General features: G+C 68.9%; 18 protein-coding genes. 16 read left to right on the top strand and 2 right to left on the bottom strand.

Going from position 1 to position 21390, the window contains the following annotated elements:
• The first annotated feature begins 98 nt into the window (after positions 1 to 98).
• From odhB to zapE, 3 genes are all read left to right on the top strand, one after another.
• A complete protein-coding gene (gene odhB, locus ACE3SG_RS09015) occupies positions 99 to 1373 on the top strand; it encodes a 2-oxoglutarate dehydrogenase complex dihydrolipoyllysine-residue succinyltransferase (RefSeq protein ID WP_374564281.1) in 1275 nt (424 codons plus the stop codon).
• Positions 1374 to 1545: 172 nt separating this feature from the next.
• Positions 1546 to 2973, top strand: coding sequence for a dihydrolipoyl dehydrogenase (lpdA, locus tag ACE3SG_RS09010; RefSeq protein WP_374564279.1), 1428 nt, complete (start codon positions 1546 to 1548; stop codon positions 2971 to 2973).
• Positions 2974 to 3110: 137 nt separating this feature from the next.
• Positions 3111 to 4286 carry a cell division protein ZapE gene (zapE, locus tag ACE3SG_RS09005; RefSeq protein WP_374564277.1) on the top strand — a complete coding sequence of 392 codons (1176 nt, stop codon included), beginning with the start codon at positions 3111 to 3113 and terminating at the stop codon, positions 4284 to 4286.
• Between the two features lie 114 nt (positions 4287 to 4400).
• On the opposite strand, the gene ACE3SG_RS09000 is transcribed toward zapE, so the two are convergent.
• The gene (locus tag ACE3SG_RS09000) at positions 4401 to 5168 is read right to left on the bottom strand and encodes a PP2C family serine/threonine-protein phosphatase (RefSeq protein WP_374564275.1); all 768 of its coding nucleotides are present in this window, start codon (positions 5166 to 5168) and stop codon (positions 4401 to 4403) included.
• A 92-nt stretch (positions 5169 to 5260) separates the two neighbouring features.
• Between ACE3SG_RS09000 and ACE3SG_RS08995 the strand changes: the two genes are divergently transcribed.
• Together ACE3SG_RS08995 and ACE3SG_RS08990 are read left to right on the top strand one after the other, a co-directional pair.
• The gene (locus ACE3SG_RS08995; protein WP_374564482.1) at positions 5261 to 5416 is read left to right on the top strand and encodes a DUF465 domain-containing protein; all 156 of its coding nucleotides are present in this window, start codon (positions 5261 to 5263) and stop codon (positions 5414 to 5416) included.
• A 136-nt stretch (positions 5417 to 5552) separates the two neighbouring features.
• Positions 5553 to 7529, top strand: a complete 1977-nt coding sequence (locus tag ACE3SG_RS08990) for an ATP-dependent DNA helicase (RefSeq protein WP_374564273.1) — start codon at positions 5553 to 5555, stop codon at positions 7527 to 7529.
• A gap of 63 nt (positions 7530 to 7592) precedes the next feature.
• Here ACE3SG_RS08990 and ACE3SG_RS08985 read toward each other — a convergent pair whose 3' ends face one another.
• Positions 7593 to 8408, bottom strand: coding sequence for an outer membrane protein assembly factor BamD (locus ACE3SG_RS08985; protein ID WP_374564272.1), 816 nt, complete (start codon positions 8406 to 8408; stop codon positions 7593 to 7595).
• Positions 8409 to 8475: 67 nt separating this feature from the next.
• Here ACE3SG_RS08985 and ACE3SG_RS08980 point away from each other — a divergent pair, with 67 nt between their 5' ends.
• The 11 genes from ACE3SG_RS08980 to bamB all read left to right on the top strand — a co-directional run bounded on the left by ACE3SG_RS08980 (position 8476) and on the right by bamB (position 21385).
• On the top strand, positions 8476 to 9465 hold the full coding sequence (locus tag ACE3SG_RS08980; RefSeq protein WP_374564270.1) for an RluA family pseudouridine synthase: 990 nt from the start codon (positions 8476 to 8478) through the stop codon (positions 9463 to 9465).
• A gap of 363 nt (positions 9466 to 9828) precedes the next feature.
• Entirely contained in the window at positions 9829 to 10935 is a 1107-nt protein-coding gene (gene scpB / locus ACE3SG_RS08975) for an SMC-Scp complex subunit ScpB (RefSeq protein WP_374564268.1), read from the top strand.
• Complete coding sequence (locus ACE3SG_RS08970) at positions 10932 to 13064, top strand: pseudouridine synthase (protein WP_374564266.1); 2133 nt, start codon at positions 10932 to 10934, stop codon at positions 13062 to 13064. The genes scpB and ACE3SG_RS08970 overlap by 4 nt, the downstream gene beginning before the upstream one ends.
• A 129-nt stretch (positions 13065 to 13193) precedes the next feature.
• A complete protein-coding gene (gene ndk / locus ACE3SG_RS08965) occupies positions 13194 to 13619 on the top strand; it encodes a nucleoside-diphosphate kinase (protein ID WP_374564264.1) in 426 nt (141 codons plus the stop codon).
• A gap of 124 nt (positions 13620 to 13743) precedes the next feature.
• A complete protein-coding gene (gene rlmN, locus ACE3SG_RS08960) occupies positions 13744 to 14889 on the top strand; it encodes a 23S rRNA (adenine(2503)-C(2))-methyltransferase RlmN (RefSeq protein WP_374564480.1) in 1146 nt (381 codons plus the stop codon).
• Between the two features lie 34 nt (positions 14890 to 14923).
• Positions 14924 to 15760, top strand: a complete 837-nt coding sequence (gene pilW / locus ACE3SG_RS08955) for a type IV pilus biogenesis/stability protein PilW (RefSeq protein ID WP_374564262.1) — start codon at positions 14924 to 14926, stop codon at positions 15758 to 15760.
• Entirely contained in the window at positions 15753 to 16763 is a 1011-nt protein-coding gene (locus ACE3SG_RS08950; RefSeq protein ID WP_374564260.1) for a RodZ domain-containing protein, read from the top strand. The genes pilW and ACE3SG_RS08950 overlap by 8 nt, the downstream gene beginning before the upstream one ends.
• An 11-nt stretch (positions 16764 to 16774) precedes the next feature.
• Positions 16775 to 18073: a flavodoxin-dependent (E)-4-hydroxy-3-methylbut-2-enyl-diphosphate synthase gene (gene ispG / locus ACE3SG_RS08945; protein ID WP_374564259.1), complete on the top strand. Its 1299-nt coding sequence runs from the start codon at positions 16775 to 16777 to the stop codon at positions 18071 to 18073.
• Positions 18074 to 18182: 109 nt separating this feature from the next.
• A complete protein-coding gene (gene hisS / locus ACE3SG_RS08940; protein ID WP_374564257.1) occupies positions 18183 to 19505 on the top strand; it encodes a histidine--tRNA ligase in 1323 nt (440 codons plus the stop codon).
• A gap of 81 nt (positions 19506 to 19586) precedes the next feature.
• Positions 19587 to 20261, top strand: a complete 675-nt coding sequence (locus ACE3SG_RS08935) for a YfgM family protein (protein ID WP_374564255.1) — start codon at positions 19587 to 19589, stop codon at positions 20259 to 20261.
• Between the two features lie 11 nt (positions 20262 to 20272).
• Positions 20273 to 21385 carry an outer membrane protein assembly factor BamB gene (gene bamB / locus ACE3SG_RS08930; protein ID WP_374564253.1) on the top strand — a complete coding sequence of 371 codons (1113 nt, stop codon included), beginning with the start codon at positions 20273 to 20275 and terminating at the stop codon, positions 21383 to 21385.
• The last annotated feature ends 5 nt before the right edge of the window (positions 21386 to 21390 follow it).

Genomic DNA, 21390 nt, shown 5'->3' with positions numbered 1-21390 from the left:
CTGCGGCGCCTCCCTTCGAGGGGCGCCGCTGGCGGACCGGCAGAGCCGGATCCGCGGCGTCTGCTGGGCTCGGTTACAGCACATCAAATGGTTTGAACATGGCAATCGTAGAAGTCAAGGTTCCGCAGCTCTCCGAATCGGTGGCCGAAGCCACGTTGCTGCAGTGGAAGAAGAAGCCCGGCGAGGCCGTGGCGATGGATGAGATCCTGATCGAGATCGAAACCGACAAGGTCGTGCTCGAAGTGCCGGCGCCGGCCGATGGCGTGCTGGCCGAGCATGTGGTCGCCGATGGCGGCACCGTGGTCAGCGATCAGGTCATCGCCAAGATCGACACCGAAGGCAAGGCGGGCGCGGCCAGCGCTCCCGCAGCGGCGGCCACCGTTGCGCCGCCGCCGCCCGCGGCAGCCCCGGCGCAGGCCGCCGGCGGCAGCAAGTCCGACGTGGCGATGCCTGCCGCAGCCAAGCTGATGGCCGACAACAACCTGGCCGCCGGCTCGGTGGCCGGCACCGGCAAGGATGGCCGCGTGACCAAGGGCGACGTGCTCGGCACGATCGCTGGCGGTGGCGCCGCGAAGACGGTGGCCCCGCCGCCGCCGGCCCCGTCGCCCGCACCGGCCGCAGCCAAGGCGGCGCTGCCCGCCGTGGCCGCACCGGTCGGCCCCAACCTGGGCGACCGCCCCGAGCAGCGCGTGGCCATGTCGCGCCTGCGCGCGCGCATCGCCGAGCGCCTGGTGCAATCGCAGTCGACCAACGCCATCCTGACCACCTTCAACGAGGTCAACATGGCCCCGGTGATGGAGATGCGCAAGAAGTTCCAGGAGAAGTTCGAGAAGGAGCACGGCGTCAAGCTCGGCTTCATGAGCTTCTTCGTCAAGGCGGCGGTGCATGCGCTGAAGAAGTACCCGGTGCTGAACGCCTCGGTCGACGGCAACGACATCGTCTACCACGGCTACTTCGACATCGGCATCGCCGTCGGCTCGCCGCGCGGCCTGGTGGTGCCCATCATCCGCAACGCCGACCAGATGACGTTTGCCGAGATCGAGAAGAAGATCGCCGAGTTCGGCCAGAAGGCCAAGGACGGCAAGCTGGGCATCGAAGAGCTGACCGGCGGCACGTTCTCCATCAGCAACGGCGGCACCTTCGGCTCGATGCTGTCCACGCCCATCATCAACCCGCCGCAATCGGCCATCCTGGGCGTGCACGCCACCAAGGACCGCGCGGTGGTCGAGAACGGCCAGGTCGTCGTTCGCCCGATGAACTACCTGGCGATGAGCTACGACCACCGCATCATCGACGGCCGCGAAGCCGTGCTGGGCTTGGTGGCGATGAAGGAAGCGCTGGAAGACCCGGCCCGCCTGCTGTTCGACATCTGAACGCACGCATGAACCTGCTGCGCGACCCGATCTAGCGCCTGTGTTGCTCGCCGTACGGGAGTACGGCTGCGCTACTCGACGCTACCTCGGGCCGCTCGCTACGGTTCCTGCGCACGTTCAGCCACCCTATTGATTCGGCTGGCGGTTCGCGGGTCGAGACTGGAGAGATCAAGTGTCCAAACAATTCGACGTCATCGTCATCGGCGGTGGCCCGGGTGGCTACATCGCCGCCATCCGCGCCGCGCAGCTGGGCTTCAATACCGCTTGCATCGACGAGTGGAAGAACGCGGCCGGTGGGCCCGCGCCGGGCGGCACCTGCACGAATGTGGGCTGCATCCCGTCGAAGGCGTTGCTGCAGTCCAGCGAGCATTTCGAGCATGCCGGCCACCACTTCGGCGACCACGGCATCAGCCTGTCGGACCTGAAGATCGACGTGGCGAAGATGGTGGGCCGCAAGGACGCCGTCGTGAAGCAGAACAACGACGGCATCCTCTACCTTTTCAAGAAGAACAAGGTCAGCTTCTTCCACGGCCGCGGTTCGTTTGTGGCAGCCAAGGACGGCGGCTACGAGATCAAGGTCGCCGGCGCGGCAGAAGAAACGCTGTTCGCCAAGCAGGTCATCCTGGCCACCGGCTCCAACCCGCGCCAGCTGCCGGGCGCCGAGTTCGACGAAGACCTGATCCTGTCGAACGACGGGGCGCTGCGCATCCCCAGCGTGCCGAAGAAGCTCGGCGTGGTCGGCTCGGGCGTCATCGGCCTGGAGATGGGCTCGGTCTGGCGCCGCCTGGGTGCTGAGGTGACCATTCTCGAGGCCTTGCCGGCCTTCCTGGGCGCGGCCGACGAAGCCGTGGCCAAGGAAGCCGCCAAGGTCTTCAAGAAGCAGGGCCTGAAGATCGAGCTGGGCGTGAAGATCAGCGGTGTCGAGAAGGCCAAGGACGGCGTCACGGTGAAGTACACCGACGCCAAGGGTGCCGAGCAGACGCTGGCCTGCGATCGCCTGATCGTCTCGATCGGCCGTGTGGCCAACACCATCGGCCTGAATGGCGAAGCGGTGGGCCTGAAGCTGGACGAGCGCGGCATGATCGTGGTCGATGCCGAGTGCAAGACCAACCTGCCGGGCGTGTGGGCGGTGGGCGATGTGGTGCGGGGCCCGATGCTCGCGCACAAGGCCGAAGAAGAGGGCGTGGCGGTGGCCGAGCGCATTGCAGGCCAGCATGGGCACGTCAACTTCAACACCATCCCGTGGGTCATCTACACCAGCCCCGAGATCGCCTGGGTCGGCCAGACCGAACAGCAGCTCAAGGCCGAAGGCCGCGCCTACAAGACGGGCCAGTTCCCGTTCCTGGCCAACGGCCGGGCACGCGCGCTGGGCGACACCACCGGTTTCGTCAAGATGATCGCGGATGCGAAGACCGACGAGATCCTCGGCGTGCACATCATCGGGCCGTTCGCGTCGGAGTTGATCTCCGAAGCGGTGGTGGCGATGGAGTTCAAGGCCTCGTCGGAAGACATCGCCCGCATCTGCCACGCGCACCCGTCGCTGTCTGAGGCGACGAAGGAAGCCGCGCTGGCCGTCGACAAGCGCACGCTGAACTTCTGAGCCCCCAACGCCCCCTCCGGCCACTGCCCCCCGAGGGGGCTTTTGCATCGGACTGGCAGCGCCAGATCCGTGCAAATCCCTTGACGGGGTAGTGCCGGAGGCGAGCAAAGGTCGCACGCCCAACGTCTGCGGTTCACATGGCTGTCCGCCAGCTTTACCAAGCCATCCTCGCCGAGCGCGGCTACAAGGCCGACGAGGCGCAGCTGCGTGCGATCGCCGCGCTGGAGCGTTGCGAGAACGAATGGGCCGACTACAAGGCGCGGCGCTCGAACGCGGTCACTCAGCTGCTGCGGCCGACGCCATCGTCGCCCGCTGACATCCCGGCCGGCGAGAGCGAGCCGGTGCTGCGCCGCCTGGGCGACTGGATCGTGCGGCCGCCGATCCCGCGTGGCGTCTACATGTACGGTGGGGTGGGGCGCGGCAAGAGCTTCCTGATGGACTGCTTCTTCCAGTCCGTGCCACTCACGCGCAAGACGCGCCTGCACTTTCACGAGTTCATGCGCGAGGTGCACCGCGAGCTGCAAGACCTGAAGGGCATCCAGAACCCGCTGAACGTGCTTGGTGAGCGCATCGCGCGGCGGCACCGCCTGATCTGCTTCGACGAGTTTCACGTCGCCGACGTGACCGACGCGATGATCCTGCACCGGCTGCTGGAGTCGATGTTCGAGCACCGCGTCAGCATCGTGACGACCTCGAACTTCCACCCCGATGCGCTGTACCCGAACGGTCTGCACCGCGACCGCATCCTGCCTGCCATTGCGCTGCTGAAAGCCAAGCTCGAGGTCATCAACGTCGACGCCGGCACCGACTACCGCCGCCGCACGCTGGAGCATGTGAAGCTGTACCACACACCGCTGGGCCCCGACGCCGACGCGGCGATGGAGCAGGCCTTCAACGAGTTGGCCGAAGCGCGCGACGAATCACCGCTGCTGCACATCGAGCAGCGTGAGATCCGCGCCCGCCGCCGTGCCGGCGGCGTGGTGTGGTTCGATTTCGCCACCCTGTGCGGCGGGCCTCGTTCGCAGAACGACTACCTCGAGCTGGCCACGCAGTTTCACACCGTGCTGCTGTCCGACGTGCCCCAAATGCCGCCGCGCCTGGCCTCGGAGGCGCGCCGCTTCACCTGGCTGGTCGACGTGCTTTACGACCGCCGCGTCAAGCTGATCATGTCAGCCGAAGTGCCGGCCGAGCAGCTCTACAACGAAGGCCCGTTGGCCCACGAGTTTCCGCGCACCGTGTCGCGCCTGAACGAAATGCAATCCGCCGAATTCCTGGCCCTCGAACGCCGCGAAGTTGACACTTCACTGACCTAGTATTCGGGGGCGCCCGCAGGGTCGCCCCTTTCAAGTGGCGTGCGCGGATCCGGCTCCGCCGGTCCGCTGCGCGAGCCCCCTCGGGGGGCAGGGCCCGGAAGGGTCCGTGGGGGCCTATTTCAATGCTTCGACGCGAATCATCGCCAGCGACAGGTTGTCGCCGGTGCCTCGCGCACGCTGGCGCGCCTTGCTGATCAGCATCTCGCTGGCTTCCCGGGGGCTCAGCGCATTGACGATGGCGCCGAGCTCCTTCTGGCTCAGGTAGTGCCACAGGCCGTCCGAGCAGGCGAGCAGCGTGTCGCCGACTTCCAGCCGTTCGATCTGGGTCACCTCGACCGGCGGGTCTTGCTGCGTGCCCAGGCAGCCCGTCAGCAGGTTGGACTGCGGGTGGGTGTTGGCCTGGGCCTCGCTGATCTTGCCTTCGTCGATCAGGCGCTGGACGTACGAATGGTCGATCGTTCGGCGGACCAGTTCGGAGCCGCGGAAGTGGTAGACGCGCGAGTCGCCGGCATGCACCGTCCAGCCGGTCAGGTCGGGCAGCACCAGGAAGGCGGCCAGGGTGCTGTGCGGTTCTTCGTCGGCGGTGATCGCGGTCAGCTTGATCATCAGGTGCGCCTCGACGACCAGCTGGCGCAGCATCGTGGCGGGGTCGTCTGCGTTGGGGGCGAAGCGCTCGAAGACCTGGCGCGCAATCATCACCACCTGGTCGGCGGCGGTGCGGCCGCCGCTCTTGCCGCCCATGCCGTCGGCCACCAGCGCCAACGCGCAACCGGGCACGCGGCCATGCGGCAGTACTTCGACCTGGTCTTGTTGGTAGGCGCGGTCGCCTTTGTGAAGGCCGGTGGCGGCGGAGAGGCGGAAACCTTGGGGGGCGGTGATCATGACCGGCAATATAAACTGCCGCCGCTGTGACCGACGCCGTAGAACCCCCCGATAACCTGCATTCTCCGCAGCGCCGCCTGATCGAATTGCGGATGGAACATGCCGATCTGGACAGCCTGATCGACCAGGTCGACCTGCAGGGCACCGGCGACGAGCTGACGCTGCGGCGGCTGAAGAAGCGGCGTTTGCTGTTGCGCGACCAGATTGCGCAGCTCGAAGCGCAGCTTGAACCCCCTGAACCCGCATGATGACGCCCCCACGCCCCCTTCCGGGGGCTGCCCCCCAGGGGGGCTCGCGCAGCGGACCGGCTAAGCCGGATCCGCGCACGCCACTTGAAGGGCGGCGGCGCCTGCGGCGCGCCGCCAATGCGGCAGCGCCGGTGCTATGACCGAACATGCCGAAGTGACCGGCGAGTTGCGACTCGCGGTGGCGCAAAGCTTTGCTTCCGACGGGCCATTGGGGCGCGTGGACAGTGCCTATTCGGTGCGTGACGCGCAGCTGCAGATGGCCGAGGCGGTGGCGGGGGCGATCGATGCCAATGAGGCGCTGGTTGTCGAAGCGGGCACTGGGGTGGGCAAAACCTTTGCTTACCTTGTGCCGGTGTTGGTGTCGGGCAAACGCACGTTGGTGAGCACGGCGACCAAGAACCTGCAGGACCAGCTGTTCTTCCGCGACCTGCCGCGCCTGCGCGATGCGCTGGGCCTGCCGGCGACGGTGGCGCTGCTGAAAGGGCGTGGTAGCTATCTCTGTCGGCATCGGCTGGCGCAGGCTCGCGAAGGCGCCGTGCTGCCCGATCGCATGGCCGTGCGGGCACTGGCACGCATCGAGACTTGGGCCCAGGCGACCACCACCGGCGATATCGGCGAGCTCGAAGGGCTCGACGAGCGCTCCGAGGTGATCCCGATCGTCACCTCGACGCGCGAGAACTGCCTGGGCAGCGAATGCCCCGAGTACCACGCCTGCCACGTGATGAAGGCACGGCGCGATGCGATGGCTGCCGACATCGTGGTCGTCAACCACCACTTGTTCTTTGCCGACCTGGCGCTGCGCGACAGCGGCGTGGCCGAGCTGTTGCCGACCGTCGACGTGGCGGTGTTCGACGAAGCGCACCAGATGGTCGAGGCCGGCATCCAGTTCCTCGGTCAGACGCTGGGCACGGGGCAGGTGATCGATTTCTCGCGTGACCTGCTCGCCGCCGGCCTGCAGCATGCCCGGGGGCTGCTGCCCTGGGCCGAATTGACAGGCGCGTGCGAAAAGGCGGCGCGCGATCTGCGTTTGGCGGCGGCTGGCGAACTGCACGACGTGCGCAGCATCGTCAAACGGCGCTGGGACGAAGCCGCGCGCGGCGATGGCCTGACCATGGCGCTGGACACGCTGGTGGGCGCGTTGATGGCGGCCGCCGAAGCGGCGCAAGGCGTGGTCGAGTCGGCGCCCGATTTCACCCGGCTGCATGGGCGCGCCAAAGAGCTGGCGGCGCAGGCGGCACGCTTTCAAAAACCCAGCCCGGCCGACCAGGTGCGCTGGGTCGACCTGACGCCTCACCAGGCGCGGCTGATCGAGTCGCCGCTGGACATCCGCGCGATGATGACCCAGCAGCGCGCGGCGGCCAGCCGGGCCTGGGTCTTCACCTCGGCGACGCTGGGCGACGACGATGCCTTGAGCTGGTTCAGCGAGGCTGCCGGCCTGGAGGACGCTCGCCACCTGCGGGTGGGCAGCCCGTTCGACTACGCGGCGCATGCGCGCGTCTATGTGCCGCCGCGGTTTCCCGCGCCCAACGAGGCGCCACACAACACGATGGTCGGTCGCGCGGCCGCCCACTGCGCCGCGGCCTTGGGTGGGCGCACCTTTGTGCTGACCACCACGCTGCGCGCGATGAAGGTGGTGGCTGAAGCGCTGACCAACGAACTGGCCGATCTGGGCCAGCCGCTGGAGGTGCTGGTGCAGGGCACTGCGGCCAAGCGCGCGCTGCTCTCGCGTTTTCAGCAAGGCGGCAGCGTGCTGGTCGGCTCGCAAAGCTTCTGGGAGGGCATCGACGTGCCCGGCGACGCGCTGCAGTGCGTGCTGATCGACAAGCTGCCGTTCCCGCCGCCGAACGACCCGCTGGTCGAGGCGCGTGTGCGGCAGCTGAAAGAGCAGGGCCGCGATGCGTTCAACGACTACTTCGTCGCCGAAGCGGCGATCTCGCTCAAGCAAGGCGCCGGGCGCCTGATTCGCACCGAGACCGACCAGGGCCTGCTGGTGATCTGCGACACCCGGCTGCGCCAGGCGCGCTATGGGGCTCGGCTGCTCAAGGCGTTGCCACCGATGCAACCGCTGGAGACCGGCGAGCAGGCGCTGGCCTGGTTGCGGTCGCTGCGGTAGCGCCCAAAAAAGAAGGCGGCCCGAGGGCCGCCTGCGATTTTGTTCAGTGCCGTGAGGGGCGGCTTACCAAAGCTGCCACCAAGCCTTGTCTTCGCGCGCCTTGCCGTCGGCCAGGAAGCGGCTCTTCGGGAAGTTGCCCTTCAGCACGCGGTCTGCGTCGTCGCGCAGCTCGACCAGGCCCAGCTTGTCGTACGAGCGGCTCATGATGTAGAGCGCTTCTTCGATCGCCGGGGTCTGCGGGTAGGTGGTGATCGCCTGCTGCGCGCGGTTGGCCGCGGCGATGTAGGCGCCGCGGCGCAGGTAGTAGCGCGCCACGTGCACTTCGTAGTCGGCCAGGGCATTGACCGTGAAGTCCATGCGCAGCTTGGCGTCAGGCGTGTACTTGGAATCGGGGAACTGCTCGACCAGTTGCTTGAACGACTGGTAGGCGTCGCGGGCGGCCTGCTGGTCGCGCTCGGACAGCTTCTGCTGCGACAGCGCGGCGAGGAAGCCGATGTTGTCGTTGAAGTTCACCAGGCCGCGCAGGTACAGCGCGTAGTCCAGCCCGGGGCTGGACGGGTTCAGCTTGATGAAGCGGTCGAGTGTGGACAGGGCGGCAGCCTTTTCGCCGGCCTTCCAGTTCGCGTAGGCCAGGTCGAGCTGGGCCTGCTGGGCCAGCAGCGTGCCGCCGGCGCGGCCTTCGACCCGCTCGAGCAGCTTGATCGCGTTGAGCCAGCCGCCCGCCGCCATGTCCTCTTTGGCGTCTGCATACAATTTCTCTGCAGAACCCTGGATGTCGCCGTCGTCCTTGTTGAAGAACGAACTGCAGCCGGCCAGCAGCACAGCCAGGGACAACATCGCGGCGCGCGCCAGCGGCCGGCGGAACAAGTCTTGGATCATCGGTGGGGTCACGCAGCGAACGAACGCGCCGCGAAAGTGGTCTTGCCAAGCAAACGCGAAGGATTATATGGGGGGCCTTCCACAGCCTCGGACGCCACCGCCGAGCGGGTCGTCCGAAGGCTTGCCCGACGACAACGAGGTCGACAGCGGCCCCGAAACGCGCAGTTGGCGCCTCGACGCCGAAGCCCATGGCCAGCGGCTGGACAAGGTGCTCGCCGGCCTGGTGCTCGAGTTCTCGCGCAGCCACCTGCAGACGCTGCTTGCGGCAGGCGAGGTGACGCTCGACGGGGCGCCGGCGACGGTGGCCTCGCGCAAGGTCAAGGTCGGCCAGCAGTTGACGATCACCCTGGTGCTGCCGGCCGAGGCGCGCGCCTTCACGCCGCAGGCGATGGCGCTGGACGTGCTGTACGAGGACGCCCACTTGCTGGTGCTGCACAAACCGGCCGGCCTGGTGGTGCATCCGGCGGCGGGCAACTGGTCGGGCACCTTGCTCAACGGGTTGCTGGCCCGCGATGCGAACGCCGCTCGATTGCCGCGCGCCGGCATCGTGCACCGGCTGGACAAGGACACCTCGGGCCTGATGGTGGTCGGCCGCAGCCTGGAGGCGGTGACCGCGCTGATCCGCGACATGGCGGCACGCGACATCCGCCGCCGCTACCTCGCGCTGGCGCATGGCGACGTCGGCCGGGTGCCATTCACGATCGATGCGCCGATCGGGCGCGACCCGGTGGCGCGCGTGCGCATGGCGGTGGTGCCGGGCGGCAAGCCGGCGCGTACCGACGTGTACCCGGTCGCCTACCAGGGCGGCATCAGCGCGGTGCGCTGCGAGCTGCACACCGGGCGCACCCACCAGATCCGCGTGCACCTGGCCTCGCGCGGCCATGTGCTGGTGGCCGACACGGTGTACGGCGGCAAGCCGGCGCTGGGCATGCAGCGGCAGGCCCTGCATGCGGCCGAGCTCGAACTGGCGCACCCGATCACCCGCGAGCCGCTGCGGTTCGAGGCGCCGCCGCCCGAAGATTTCGCGGCGGCCTGGGCCGCTGTGGTGCCGGCTTGACAGCCAAGGGGCGGCCCTTATGCGGGGGCGGTGGCGCGGGTTTACAATGCGGTTCCAGGCCGACAGATCCAGCGGGATCCGCCGAGTAATCCCACCGCATCAGGCGCGAGCCACTGTGCGGGGCGCAAGTCGAGCCACTGGTGTCGGGCCGTTGCCGCCGCCGTCTGCCCGAAGCCCTCAGAGGGCCCATCAGACAAGCCGCAGCCGCGCCGCCGACCATCGCCAACGAACCGCACCGTCGACGCCGTCCGTGCGATCGCCCGCGCAGGCCCAGCCCGCGCCCGGCAATTGCCCCCGTCGAAGGGCTTGTTGAAGACAACCGCTGCCTGACCGCAGCTTGTGACCCGTGTCGATACCTGATCGATGAATACCCAGGACGCCAAGCGCGTGCTCGAAACCGCGCTCATCTGCGCCAGCCAGCCGATGCCGCTGCGCGACATGCGTGCGCTGTTTGCAGACCAACTGGGCTCCGACACGCTGCGCTCGCTGCTCGACGAGCTCGGGCGTGACTGGGCCGGCCGCGGCGTCGAACTGGTGGCGTTGGCCACCGGCTGGCGCTTCCAGAGCCGGCCCGAGATGCGCGAGTTTCTCGACCGGCTGAACCCCGAAAAGCCGCCGCGCTATTCGCGTGCGGTGCTCGAAACGCTGGCCATCATCGCCTACCGCCAGCCGGTGACGCGCGGCGACATCGAAGACATCCGCGGTGTCGTCGTCTCCAGCCAGATCATCAAGCAGCTGGAAGACCGCAACTGGATCGAAGCCATCGGCCACCGCGACGCCCCGGGCCGACCGGCGCTGTATGCCACCACGCGCCAATTCCTCGACGACCTCGGCCTCGAAAGCCTGGACCGTTTGCCGTTGCTGGACGGCCCGCCCGGCGCCGAGGCGCTGAAGGCGCTCAGCGCCGAGCAGGCCGGGCTGTTGAACGACCAAGGCGAGTTGCCCCTCGATGAGGCGCTGGTCGAGGGCGAGCTTGTGCCGGCGGAGCAGGGTGCTGATGCGACGGGTGCCCCCGCTGCAGACCCGGTGGCGATCGAGGCGGGGTCGGTCGATGCCGGCGCGACCTCCCCCAGCGACATCGCTGCCGGCGACCTGCCGACCGACACAGATGCCGAGGCGGCGCCGACCGATCCGGTCGATGCGATCGACTCGGGCGACGAGCCTGCCGCCGAAGCCGAAGCCGAAGCCGAAGCCGAAGCCGAAGCCGAAGCCGAAGCCGAAGCCGAGCCCGTCGAGGCCACCGAGCCGGCCGCTGCCGCCGCCGAGCCGGTGGTCGAACCGCTGCTCGCCGACGAGCCCCCCGCCACTGAAGATGACGCTGTCGACAGCGCCGAGGCCGGCGACGCGGACATCGCGGCCACCGAAATCCCCTTGTCCGTCGAGCCAGCTTCGCCGGCCGACCCAGAACAAGCACCGGCCGATGACTCGGCCGACCCTCTTGCCACCTCCACCAACGCGCCCCAAGCATGAACACCGAATCCAAGTCCGACCCGTCGTTGCCCGCCGAGACGGCGCCGGCACCCGATGCTGCCGTCGACGGGGCGCCCGCTGCGCCCGCTGCGCCCAAGCGCCGCACGCGCACGCGCAAGGCGGATACCGCAGAGGCAGCGGAAGCTGGCCAGGCCGAAGCCGGCGCTGCTCCGGTGGTTGAGGGCGAAGCCGCTGCGCAGAAGCCGGCACGCAAGCCGCGCACCCGTGCCGCGAAGAAAGACATCGAAGAATCCGGTGGCGGTTCGGCCGATGCGCCGGCCGCTGTGGCAGTGGCGGCTGACGCCCCGTCGCACGCCGCCCAGGCGCCGGCTGCGCCGATGGCCGATCGCGCTGATGTGCGTGGTGCGGGTGATGCAGGTGGTGCGGCAGAAGGCGGCTTCGACGCCGCAGCGCCGGCCGCCGAGGCGGGCGAATCGGGTGACGCTGGTGAGGGTGGCCCGGGCGGCGAATCGCGCCGTGGCCGCAACCGCCGTCGCCGCCGTGGTGGCGACCGGGGTGAGCGCGACGAGCAGGGCGGTGGTGCACCCCGCCCGCAGCCGGCCGCCGCCGTGCCGGCGCCCGACACCGGCGACTTGTTTGCCGCGGTGATCGCGGGCGAGTTCGATGGCGGCGACGCCGAGCCGGTCGAGGCAGAGGCTGCCGCCGCGCCCGAGGCCACGCCCGCCCCCGCAGAAGACGAATCGGGCTCCGCCGCCGGAGCCGGCGAGGCGCCCGAAGCGGCCGGGGCCGAAGAAGCTCAAGAAGAGGGGGCCGACAAGCGGGTGCTGCTGCCCGACCCCGATGCGCCCAAGCTGCACAAGGTGCTGGCCCAGTCCGGCATCGGCTCGCGCCGCGACATGGAACAGGCCATCATCGACGGCCGTGTGGCCGTCAACGGCGAAACGGCCCATACCGGCATGCGCATCTCTTTCGGCGACCGTGTGACGCTGGACGGCAAGCCGGTGCGCGTGCGCATCGCGCCGCCGCCGGCGCGCGTGATCGCCTACCACAAGCCGGTTGGTGAGGTGGTGTCGCACGACGACCCGCAGCAGCGCCCGACCGTCTTCCGCAAGTTGCCGCGCTTGCCGCAAGGCAAGTGGCAGTCGGTGGGCCGGCTGGACATCAACACCGAAGGCCTGCTGCTGTTCACCAACTCGGGTGACCTGGCCAACAAGCTGATGCACCCGCGCTTCGGCGTCGAGCGCGAGTACGCGGTGCGCGTGCTCGGCACGCTCGAGAAAGAGGCCAAGGAGCGCCTGCTCGCCGGTGTCGAGATCGAGGGCCAGAGTGCGGCCTTCAAGTCGATCGAGGACGGCGGCGGCGAGGGCGTGAACCACTGGTACCGCGTCGTCATCACCGAAGGCCGCAACCGCGAAGTGCGTAAGCTGTTCGACGCGGTCGGCCTGACGGTCAGCAGGCTGATCCGCATCCGCTACGGCTGCGTGGTGCTGCCGCGTGGTCTCAAGCGTGGCGTCTGGGTCGACCTGGGCGAGGGCGACCTGCGCGCACTGCGCCAGATGACCGATGGTGGCCGGCCCGAACAGCGCCCGGACCACCGCAACGACCGGCGCGACAACCGCAATGACCGCAACGATCGTGGCGGCGACCGAGGTGGTGATCGTGGTGACCGGGGCCCCGGCAAGCGCGGGCCCGATGGCGGTGGCCATGAGTCGCGCCAGGCCGATCGCAGCAGCAAGAAGAAGCCGCACAACCAGCCTCAGAACCAGCCGCGCCGCGAGCGGATGGAGCGTGTCGATTCCGACCGCCTGCCCGGCGAATTGCGCGAGCCGGGCGATCCGACACGGATCCCGAACCCGCTGCAGCAGACCTTCGACAAGCGTGCCATCCAGCGTGAGCGCTCGACCCGCCGCGAGGACGATTTCGAGAACGGCCCGATCCCGAACCCGCTGCAACAAACCTACGACAAGCGCTTCGTGCAACCGCAGCGTGGCTTTGGCACCGGTGGTGGCAAGGGCGGCGGCGGCAAGGGTGGCCACAAGGGCGGTGGCGGCGGGGCCCAGCGCGAACCCGATCCAATGCAGACCTCGGTGGGCTACATCGGCGCCGACGCGTTCACCCGCAAGGCCCATGGCAAGGGTGGGCGCCGCGGCGGCGGCGGCCGGCGCTGAGGCGCAACAGCCTGTTTGCCCCGCAGGCTCTGATAACCGGCAAGGCTAGAATTCAAGGCTTTGCTCACGCAACCACCGGCCCGAAATAGCCAAAAAGGCCGGTCAAAGATTCAACTCAAGGAAGCTCTCATGGCCATCGAACGCACCCTCTCGATCATCAAGCCCGACGCCGTCGCGAAGAACGTGATCGGCCAGATCTACGCCCGCTTCGAAGGCGCCGGCCTGAAGATCATCGCCGCCCGCATGATGCACCTGTCGCGTGCCGAAGCCGAAGCCTTCTACGCCGTGCACAAGGCCCGCCCGTTCTTCAACGACCTGGTCAACTTCATGATCTCCGGCCCCGTGATGGTGCAGGCGCTGGAAGGCGAAGGCGCGATCCTGAAGAACCGCGACCTGATGGGCGCCACCGACCCGAAGAAGGCCGAGAAGGGCACCATCCGCGCCGACTTCGCCGACTCGATCGACGCCAACGCCGTGCACGGCTCTGACGCTGCCGAGACCGCCGCGGTCGAGATCGCGTTCTTCTTCCCGAGCATGAACATCCACTCGCGCTGATAGGCGCACCAGTGGTCGTCGAGCGATGAGTCAGTCGGACCGAGCGCAGGGCCGCTCCCAAGCCGGTCCGAATCCCCTCGGGGGATCGGCGGGCGTACCCGCCGGCCGAGGGGCTCCAGTCAATCTGCTGGACTTCGATCTCGACGGGCTGGCCGCTTATTGCGAGGGGCTGGGCGAGAAGCGCTTTCGCGCCACCCAGCTCTTTCGCTGGATTCACCAAAAAGGCGCCGCCGATTTCGGCGCCATGACCGACCTGGCCAAATCGCTGCGCGACAAGCTCGCCGGCGTGGCCGAGGTCAGGCCGCTGCCGGTGGCCACCGAGCAGGCCTCGGCAGACGGCACGATCAAGTGGCTGTTCGACGTTGGCGGCGGCAACGCGGTCGAATCGGTCTTCATCCCCGAAGACGATCGTGGCACCTTGTGCATCTCGTCGCAGGCAGGCTGTGCGGTCGGCTGCCGCTTCTGCTCCACGGGCCACCAGGGCTTTTCGCGCAACCTGACAACGGGCGAGATCCTGGCCCAGCTCTGGTATGCCGAGCACCACCTGCGCCAGCGCCTGAAGCTCGCGCCCGGTGAACGGGCGATCACCAACGTGGTGATGATGGGCATGGGTGAGCCGCTGCAGAACTACAGCGCGCTGGTGCCGGCGCTGAAGGCGATGCTGGACGACCACGGCTACGGCCTGTCGCGCCGGCGTGTCACCGTCTCGACCTCGGGCGTCGTGCCGATGATGGACCGGCTGCGCGAAGACTGCCCGGTGGCGCTGGCCGTGTCGCTGCACGCGCCAACCGACGCACTGCGCGACGACCTCGTGCCGCTGAACAAGAAATACCCGCTGGCCGAGTTGATGGCGGCCTGCCGTCGCTACCTCGAAGCCGCGCCGCGTGACTTCATCACCTTCGAGTACTGTATGCTCGACGGCGTCAACGACAGCGACGACCAGGCGCGCCAACTGCTGGCCCTGGTCAACGGCCGCGGCGCCGGCGGCACCGAGCGCGTGCCCTGCAAGTTCAACCTGATCCCGTTCAACCCGTTCCCCGAATCCGGGCTGTTGCGCTCGCCGCGCGAGCGCGTGATGGCCTTCGGCAAGGTGCTGCAGGACGGCGGCGTGGTGACGACGATCCGCAAGACCCGCGGCGACGACATCGACGCCGCCTGTGGTCAGCTCGCCGGTGAGGTACAAGACCGTACCCGTGCCGCGCAGCGCATGAAGCGCCTGCCGATCCAGGTGGTGGCCGCCCGCCCGGACGGCACCCCCAAGACCCATTGACCACAAGGCCCTCGCCGCCGAAGGAGACACTGCATTGACGTCCAAGCATTGCGGGCCCGCCCGCGCATGGTGGCTGGTGGCGAGCCTCGGCCTGTGGGCCACGGTGGGCTTGCTGCAGGGTTGTGCGGCACCCGCCGGAGGCGGCCGGAGCAGCACGCCCACCGCCGACGTGCAAACCGAATCGGACACGCCCGAGGCGGACCGGCGCGCACGCGTGCGCATGGAGCTGGCGGCGGCCTACTTCAGCCGCGGCCAATCGAATACCGCGCTCGACGAGGTCAAGCTCGCGCTGCAGTCCAAGCCCGACATGGCCGACGCCTACAACCTGCGCGGCCTGATCTACGCCAACATGGGCGAGTTCGCGCTGGCCGAAGACAGCTTCCGCCACGCGCTGCAGATCAACCCGCGCGATGCGGACACGATGCACAACTTCGGCTGGTTCCTGTGCCAGCAGCGCCGCTATGCCGACGCCGAGGCCCAGTTCAACGCCGCGCTGGCGGTGCCGGGCTACCGTGACCTGATTCGCACGAACCTGGCGCAGGGCGTGTGCCACGCGCGCAACAACCAGCTGGCCGAGGCCGAGCGCTCGCTGCAACGGGCCTACGAGCTGGACCCTGCCAACCCCACCACCGCGCTGAACCTGTCCGAGGTGCTGTACCGGCGCGGCGAGTTCGAGCGCGCGCGTTTCTACGTGCGCCGCGTCAACGCCGTCGACGAACTGGTGAACGCGCAGACGCTGTGGTTGGCCGCGCGCATCGAGAAAAAGCTCGGCCAGCAGTCGCAGGTGCAGATCCTGGGCACCCAGCTGAGCAACCGGTTCCCCCAATCCCCCGAAGCCCTGCTGTACGAAAAGGGTCGGTTCGATGAGTGAGTCTGGCGATACGACGCCGCCTGCGGGGAGCGCCGATACCGCCGGGGCGCTGCTGCGCGCCGCGCGCCAGGCGCAGGGCCTGCATGTGGCGGCCCTGGCCACCGCGCTGAAGGTGCCGCCGCGCAAGCTCGAGGCGCTCGAGAACGACCGCTACGAAGAGTTCCAGGGCGCGACCTTCGTGCGCGCGCTGGCGCAGGCTGCCTGCCGGGCCCTGAAGATCGACCCGGCGCCGGTGCTCGAGCGCCTGCCCGAGCTCGACAGCGGCGCCCTCAGCCAGCTGGAGCGGGGCTTGAATGCGCCGTTCCGCGAGCGGGGCGCGCGCCGCGAATCCGCCGAGATGCCAATCGCCAGCCGCGCCGCGCTGCTGGTGGTGGTGGTGCTGGTGCTGGGCACCTTGGCCTTCCTGTTCTGGCCTGCGAACTGGCACCTGCCGAACCTGACCGCGCTCACGTCGTCGTTGCCGGTGTCGAGCAGCACGGACACCCCGGTCGAGGCCAGCGCGCCGCTCAGCGTGCCAGGCGTGCCGGCCAGTGCGGTCGCCACCAGCGAGCCGGCCTTCCCGGCGCCGGCGTTGCCCACGGCCGGATTGCCGACCACTCAGTTGCCAACCACTCAGCTGCCGCCCCGCGCGCCCGTGCCGAGCGCGGCGCAGCCTTCGGCCCCGCAGCCGGCATCGGTGCCCGGTGCCCGCGCCGTCGCGTCGGCACCCGCCGCCGGCGCCTTGACGGTGCCCGCCGCGCCTGCGGTGGCGGCGGCCGTGCCGGGTGGCACGCTGCTGCAGTTGCGCGCCAACAAACCGTCGTGGATCGAGGTGGTCGACGGCCGCTCGCAGGTGCTGCTGGCGCGCACGCTGGCCGCCGGCGAAGCCGTGGGCTTCGATGGGGTCTTGCCGCTGCGTGTCAAGATCGGCAACGTGTCGGGCACCGACGTGAGCTTCCGGGGCCGCCCGGTGGATCTGGCCCCGCAAACCCGCGACAACGTGGCGCGGCTGGAATTGAAATGACGAGTGGGCGAATGACTGCACAGCTGGATCCCTCCCAAGCCCTGGACGACGAACAACCGATCGTGCCGGCGGCCCCCGCGGCGCGGCGCAGCCGCCAGGCCCGCGTGACCTGGGGCAGCCGGGTCGTCACCGTCGGCGGCGACGCGCCGGTGCGCGTGCAGTCGATGACCAACACCGACACGGTCGACGTGATCGGCACGGCGATCCAGGTCAAGGAGCTGGCGATCGCCGGCTCCGAGATGGTGCGCATCACCGTCAACACGCCCGAGGCGGCGGCGGCGGTGCCACACATCCGCGACCAGCTCGACCGCATGGGCATCGATGTGCCGCTGATCGGCGACTTCCACTACAACGGCCATCGGTTGCTGACCGAGCACCCGGCCTGCGCCGAGGCACTGTCGAAGTACCGCATCAACCCCGGCAACGTGGGCAAGGGCGACAAGCGCGACAAACAGTTCGCGCAGATGGTCGAGGCCGCCTGCAGGTATGACAAGGCAGTGCGCATCGGCGTCAACTGGGGCTCGCTCGACCAGGAGCTGCTGGCCTCGCTGATGGACGAGAACCACGGCCGCGCCGAGCCCTGGGACGCGAAGCAGGTGATGTACCAGGCGCTGGTGCAATCGGCGCTGCAATCGGCCCAGGCCGCGCGCGACGTGGGGCTCGATCCGAACCAGATCATCATCAGCTGCAAGGTCAGCGGTGTGCAGGACCTGGTCTCGGTCTATCAGGCCCTTGGCCAGCGCTGCGACTACCCACTGCACCTGGGCCTGACCGAAGCCGGCATGGGCACCAAGGGCACGGTGGCGTCGGCTGTCGCGCTGTCGGTGCTGCTGCAGCAAGGCATCGGCGACACGATCCGCGTTTCACTCACGCCGCAACCCGGCGAGGCCCGCACCCAAGAGGTGGTGGTCGCGCTCGAGATCCTGCAGGCGCTGGGCCTGCGCAGCTTCAACCCCAGCGTCACCGCCTGCCCCGGTTGTGGCCGCACGACCAGCACCACCTTCCAGGAGCTGGCCAAGCAGATCGACGATTTCCTGCGGGCGCAGATGCCCGTCTGGCGTGCCCGCTACCCCGGCGTCGAGGAAATGAAGGTTGCCGTGATGGGCTGCATCGTCAACGGCCCGGGCGAAAGCAAGCACGCCAACATCGGCATCAGCCTGCCGGGCACCGGCGAGGCCCCGGCGGCGCCGGTGTTCATCGACGGCGAGAAGGCGATGACGCTGCGCGGCGAGGGCATCGCGCGCGAGTTCCAGACCATCGTCGAGCAATACATCGAGCGCCGCTACGGCACGGTGACCGCCGCGCATTGACGCGGCCCGCCACCCCGGTCCGTTTGGTGGGGGCGCTGCGCGCACCCTGCGTCTGCTGTCTGTCGTCGGTGCCCCTGTGAGGGCATCGACACCTCTCTTGCGAGCTCTCATGGCCGAAACTCTCAAAGCCGTCAAAGGCATGAACGACATCCTGCCGGGCGGCGTCCCGCGCAAGGACAAACTGCCCGACTCGGCGCTGTGGCACTGGTTCGAGTCCACCGTTCGCTCGGTGCTTGCCCGCTATGGCTACCAGTACATCCTGACGCCGATCGTCGAACCCACCGCGCTGTTCGTGCGCGGGCTGGGCGAGGTGACCGACATCGTCGAGAAGGAGATGTACTCGTTCACCGATTCGATGAACGGTGACCAGCTGACGCTGCGCCCCGAGGCCACTGCCGGCATCGTGCGGGCGATGGTCGAGCACAACGCGCTCTACAACGGCCCGCTGCGGCTGTGGACGATGGGGGCGATGTTCCGCCACGAGCGGCCGCAGAAGGGCCGCTACCGCCAGTTTCACCAGCTCGACGTGGAGGCACTGGGCTTCGCCGGGCCGGACGTCGACGCCGAATTGATCCTGCTGGTGCGCCGGCTGTGGAAGGAGCTCGGCCTGGTCGAAGGCCAGCATGTGCGGCTGGAGCTGAACAGCCTGGGCCAGCCGGCCGAGCGCGCGGCGCACCGCGCGGCGTTGATCGCGCACTTCGAGGCCCACGTCGAGCTGCTGGACGAAGACGCCAAGCGCCGCCTGCACACCAACCCGCTCCGCATCCTGGACACCAAGAACCCGGCGATGCAGGCGCTGGTCGAAGCTGCGCCGAAGCTGATGGATTTTCTCGGCGAGCAGACACTCGCGCACTTCAACGCGGTGCGGGCGATCCTCGATGCGGCCGGGCTCGAGTACCGCGTCAACACGCGCCTCGTGCGCGGCATGGACTACTACAACCTGACCGTGTTCGAGTGGGTCACCGACCACCTCGGCTCGCAGGGCACCGTTTGCGGTGGCGGCCGCTACGACGGGCTGATCGAGCAACTGGGCGGCAAGAGCGCGCCGGCGGTCGGGTTCGGCCTGGGCATCGAACGGCTGCTGCTGCTGATCCAGGAGCTGCAGTTGCCGGTGCCCGACGGCGCCGCAGACGCCTACGCGGTCGTGCTGGACCCCAGTGCCTTGCCTGCGGCGATGGTGACGATCGAAGCGCTGCGTGCCGAAGGCGTGGCCGTGCAGATGCATGCCGGCGGCGGCAGCATGAAGGCGCAGTTCAAGAAGGCCGACGCCAGCGGTGCCCGCTTTGCATTGGTCTTCGGCGGCGACGAGCTGGCGCGCGGCACGGTCAGCGTGAAGGCGCTGCGCGACGCGGGCATTGCGCAGGTCGAGCAGCGCCTCGATGCGGCGGCCACCTGGGCCGGCACGCTGCTGGCCCCTTCGCGGGACGCATAATCCCGGCTTTCGCCCACGGCAGTGGGCTTCTCGCACTCACGGCCCGCTCGTACCGAGCGGGCCCATTGGTTTGATCAGTTCATGGCAAGCAATCTCGATCTGCAAGAACAGGAACAGCTCGACGAGCTGAAGGCGTTCTGGAAGCAATACGGCAACCTGATCACCTGGGGCCTGACGCTGGTGCTGGGCGGTTTCGCCGCCTTCAATGGCTGGAACTATTGGCAGCGCGACCAGGGCACCAAGGCCGCCGTGATGTACGAGGAATTCGACAAGGCGGTCCAGGCCGGCGACGCCGACCAGGCAGGGCGGGTGTTTTCCGACCTGAAGGAGCGTTATGCCCGCACCGCCTACGCACAGCAGGCCGGCTTGCAGGCCGCCAAGCTGCAGGCCGACAAGGGCAAGGACGAGGCGGCCCAGGCCAGCCTGACCTGGGTTGCGGAGCAGGCCACCGATGACGAGTACAAGGCGCTGGCGCACCTGCGCCTGTCGGCCCTGTTGCTGGACAAGAAGGCCTACGACGACGCGCTGAAGCAGGTCGATGCCATCAAGTCGCCCGAATTCGCGGCCCTGGCCGATGACCGTCGCGGCGACATCTTGCTGGCCTCGGGCAAGAAGGACGACGCCGTCAAGGCCTACCTGGCCTCCTACAAGGCGATGAGCGACCAGCTGGACTACCGCCGCATCGTCGAGTCGAAGCTGGCCAGCCTGGGTGCAGCGCCCGAGCCGGCGGCCGCGGCCAGCGGGGTGGCCAAGTGATGGCGGGCCGCATGCCTGGCCGTCTTGCCGCTGCCGGCCTGGTGGCCTTGGCCGTGCTGGCCGGCTGCGCTGCCGACAAGCCGAAGCCTGCCAAGCTCGAGTCACTCGAATCGCAGATCGCCGGTCGCCAGGTCTGGAACACGCGGTTGAATGGGGTGACCTTCCCGCTGTCCGTGGCGGTGCGCGCAGGCCGCTTCCACGTGGCCGCGGACGACGGTACCGTGGTGGCGCTCGAGGCTGCCACCGGCCGCGAACTGTGGCGGGGTGACGCGGGCGGGCGCTTGTCTGCCGGTGTTGGCAGCGACGGCCGCTACGCCGCTGTGGTCACGCGCAGCAACGAACTGGTCGTGATGGACGGTGGTGCCGTCACCTGGCGCAAGAAGCTCGAGTCGCCGGTCGTGACCGCGCCGCTGGTCGCCGGCGAACGTGTCTTCATCGTCGGCGTCGATCGCATCGTGCATGCGTTCGACGCGATCGACGGCCGCCGCCTGTGGACGCTCAAGCGCCCGGGCGACGCGTTGACGCTGTCGCAAGCCGGTGTGCTGGCTGCCTACAAAGACACCTTGCTGGTCGGGCAGGGCGCCCGCCTGCTGGGGCTGGATCCGCTCAAGGGCACCGTGCGCTGGGACACCGCGTTGACCACGCCGCGCGGCACCAACGAGGTCGAGCGCCTGGCCGATCTGGTCGGCCCGCCGTCGCGCACCGGCAGCGTCTTTTGCATGCGCTCGTTCCAGAACGCCGTGGGCTGCATCGACGCCGAGCGCGGCACGCTGAAGTGGGCGCAGAACGGCGGTGGTGTCGAGGCCGTGGGTGGCAACGACGAGTACGTGTTCATGGCCGACGGCAGCGACCGCATCACCGCCCGCAAGCGCGCCAGCGGCGAGCTGGCCTGGACCAGCGAGATGCTGCTGAACCGCGCCGTCAGCGCGCCGGTGGCGATGGGCACGACCGTGGTCTTCGGCGACTTCGAAGGCCAGGTGCACTTCCTGTCGCAAGACGCGGGCAAGCCGTTGCTGCGCCTGCCGACCGACGGCTCGCGCGTGGCCGCACCGCCGGTGCTGTCCGACAACAACCTGCTGATCGTCACCCGTGCCGGCGGGGTGTTCGCATTCCGACCGGAATAGTTTTC

The organism is Ideonella sp. (assembly GCF_041914305.1).
Taxonomy (GTDB): domain Bacteria; phylum Pseudomonadota; class Gammaproteobacteria; order Burkholderiales; family Burkholderiaceae_C; genus Ideonella.
Note: the sequence above shows the minus strand (reverse complement) of the source record. Positions and strands in the feature narration are given on the sequence as shown.

What these genes read in the sequence shown, in the direction of transcription:
- odhB (WP_374564281.1), top strand. Translation starts at nt 99, where the DNA reads ATGGCAATCGTAGAAGTCAAGGTTCCGCAGCTCTCCGAATCGGTGGCC.
- zapE (WP_374564277.1), top strand. Translation starts at nt 3,111, where the DNA reads ATGGCTGTCCGCCAGCTTTACCAAGCCATCCTCGCCGAGCGCGGCTAC.
- ACE3SG_RS09000 (WP_374564275.1), bottom strand. Translation starts at nt 5,168, where the DNA reads ATGATCACCGCCCCCCAAGGTTTCCGCCTCTCCGCCGCCACCGGCCTT.
- ACE3SG_RS08995 (WP_374564482.1), top strand. Translation starts at nt 5,261, where the DNA reads ATGGAACATGCCGATCTGGACAGCCTGATCGACCAGGTCGACCTGCAG.
- ACE3SG_RS08990 (WP_374564273.1), top strand. Translation starts at nt 5,553, where the DNA reads ATGACCGAACATGCCGAAGTGACCGGCGAGTTGCGACTCGCGGTGGCG.
- ACE3SG_RS08985 (WP_374564272.1), bottom strand. Translation starts at nt 8,408, where the DNA reads ATGATCCAAGACTTGTTCCGCCGGCCGCTGGCGCGCGCCGCGATGTTG.
- ACE3SG_RS08980 (WP_374564270.1), top strand. Translation starts at nt 8,476, where the DNA reads ATGGGGGGCCTTCCACAGCCTCGGACGCCACCGCCGAGCGGGTCGTCC.
- scpB (WP_374564268.1), top strand. Translation starts at nt 9,829, where the DNA reads ATGAATACCCAGGACGCCAAGCGCGTGCTCGAAACCGCGCTCATCTGC.
- ACE3SG_RS08970 (WP_374564266.1), top strand. Translation starts at nt 10,932, where the DNA reads ATGAACACCGAATCCAAGTCCGACCCGTCGTTGCCCGCCGAGACGGCG.
- ndk (WP_374564264.1), top strand. Translation starts at nt 13,194, where the DNA reads ATGGCCATCGAACGCACCCTCTCGATCATCAAGCCCGACGCCGTCGCG.
- ACE3SG_RS08950 (WP_374564260.1), top strand. Translation starts at nt 15,753, where the DNA reads ATGAGTGAGTCTGGCGATACGACGCCGCCTGCGGGGAGCGCCGATACC.
- ispG (WP_374564259.1), top strand. Translation starts at nt 16,775, where the DNA reads ATGACTGCACAGCTGGATCCCTCCCAAGCCCTGGACGACGAACAACCG.
- hisS (WP_374564257.1), top strand. Translation starts at nt 18,183, where the DNA reads ATGGCCGAAACTCTCAAAGCCGTCAAAGGCATGAACGACATCCTGCCG.
- ACE3SG_RS08935 (WP_374564255.1), top strand. Translation starts at nt 19,587, where the DNA reads ATGGCAAGCAATCTCGATCTGCAAGAACAGGAACAGCTCGACGAGCTG.
- bamB (WP_374564253.1), top strand. Translation starts at nt 20,273, where the DNA reads ATGCCTGGCCGTCTTGCCGCTGCCGGCCTGGTGGCCTTGGCCGTGCTG.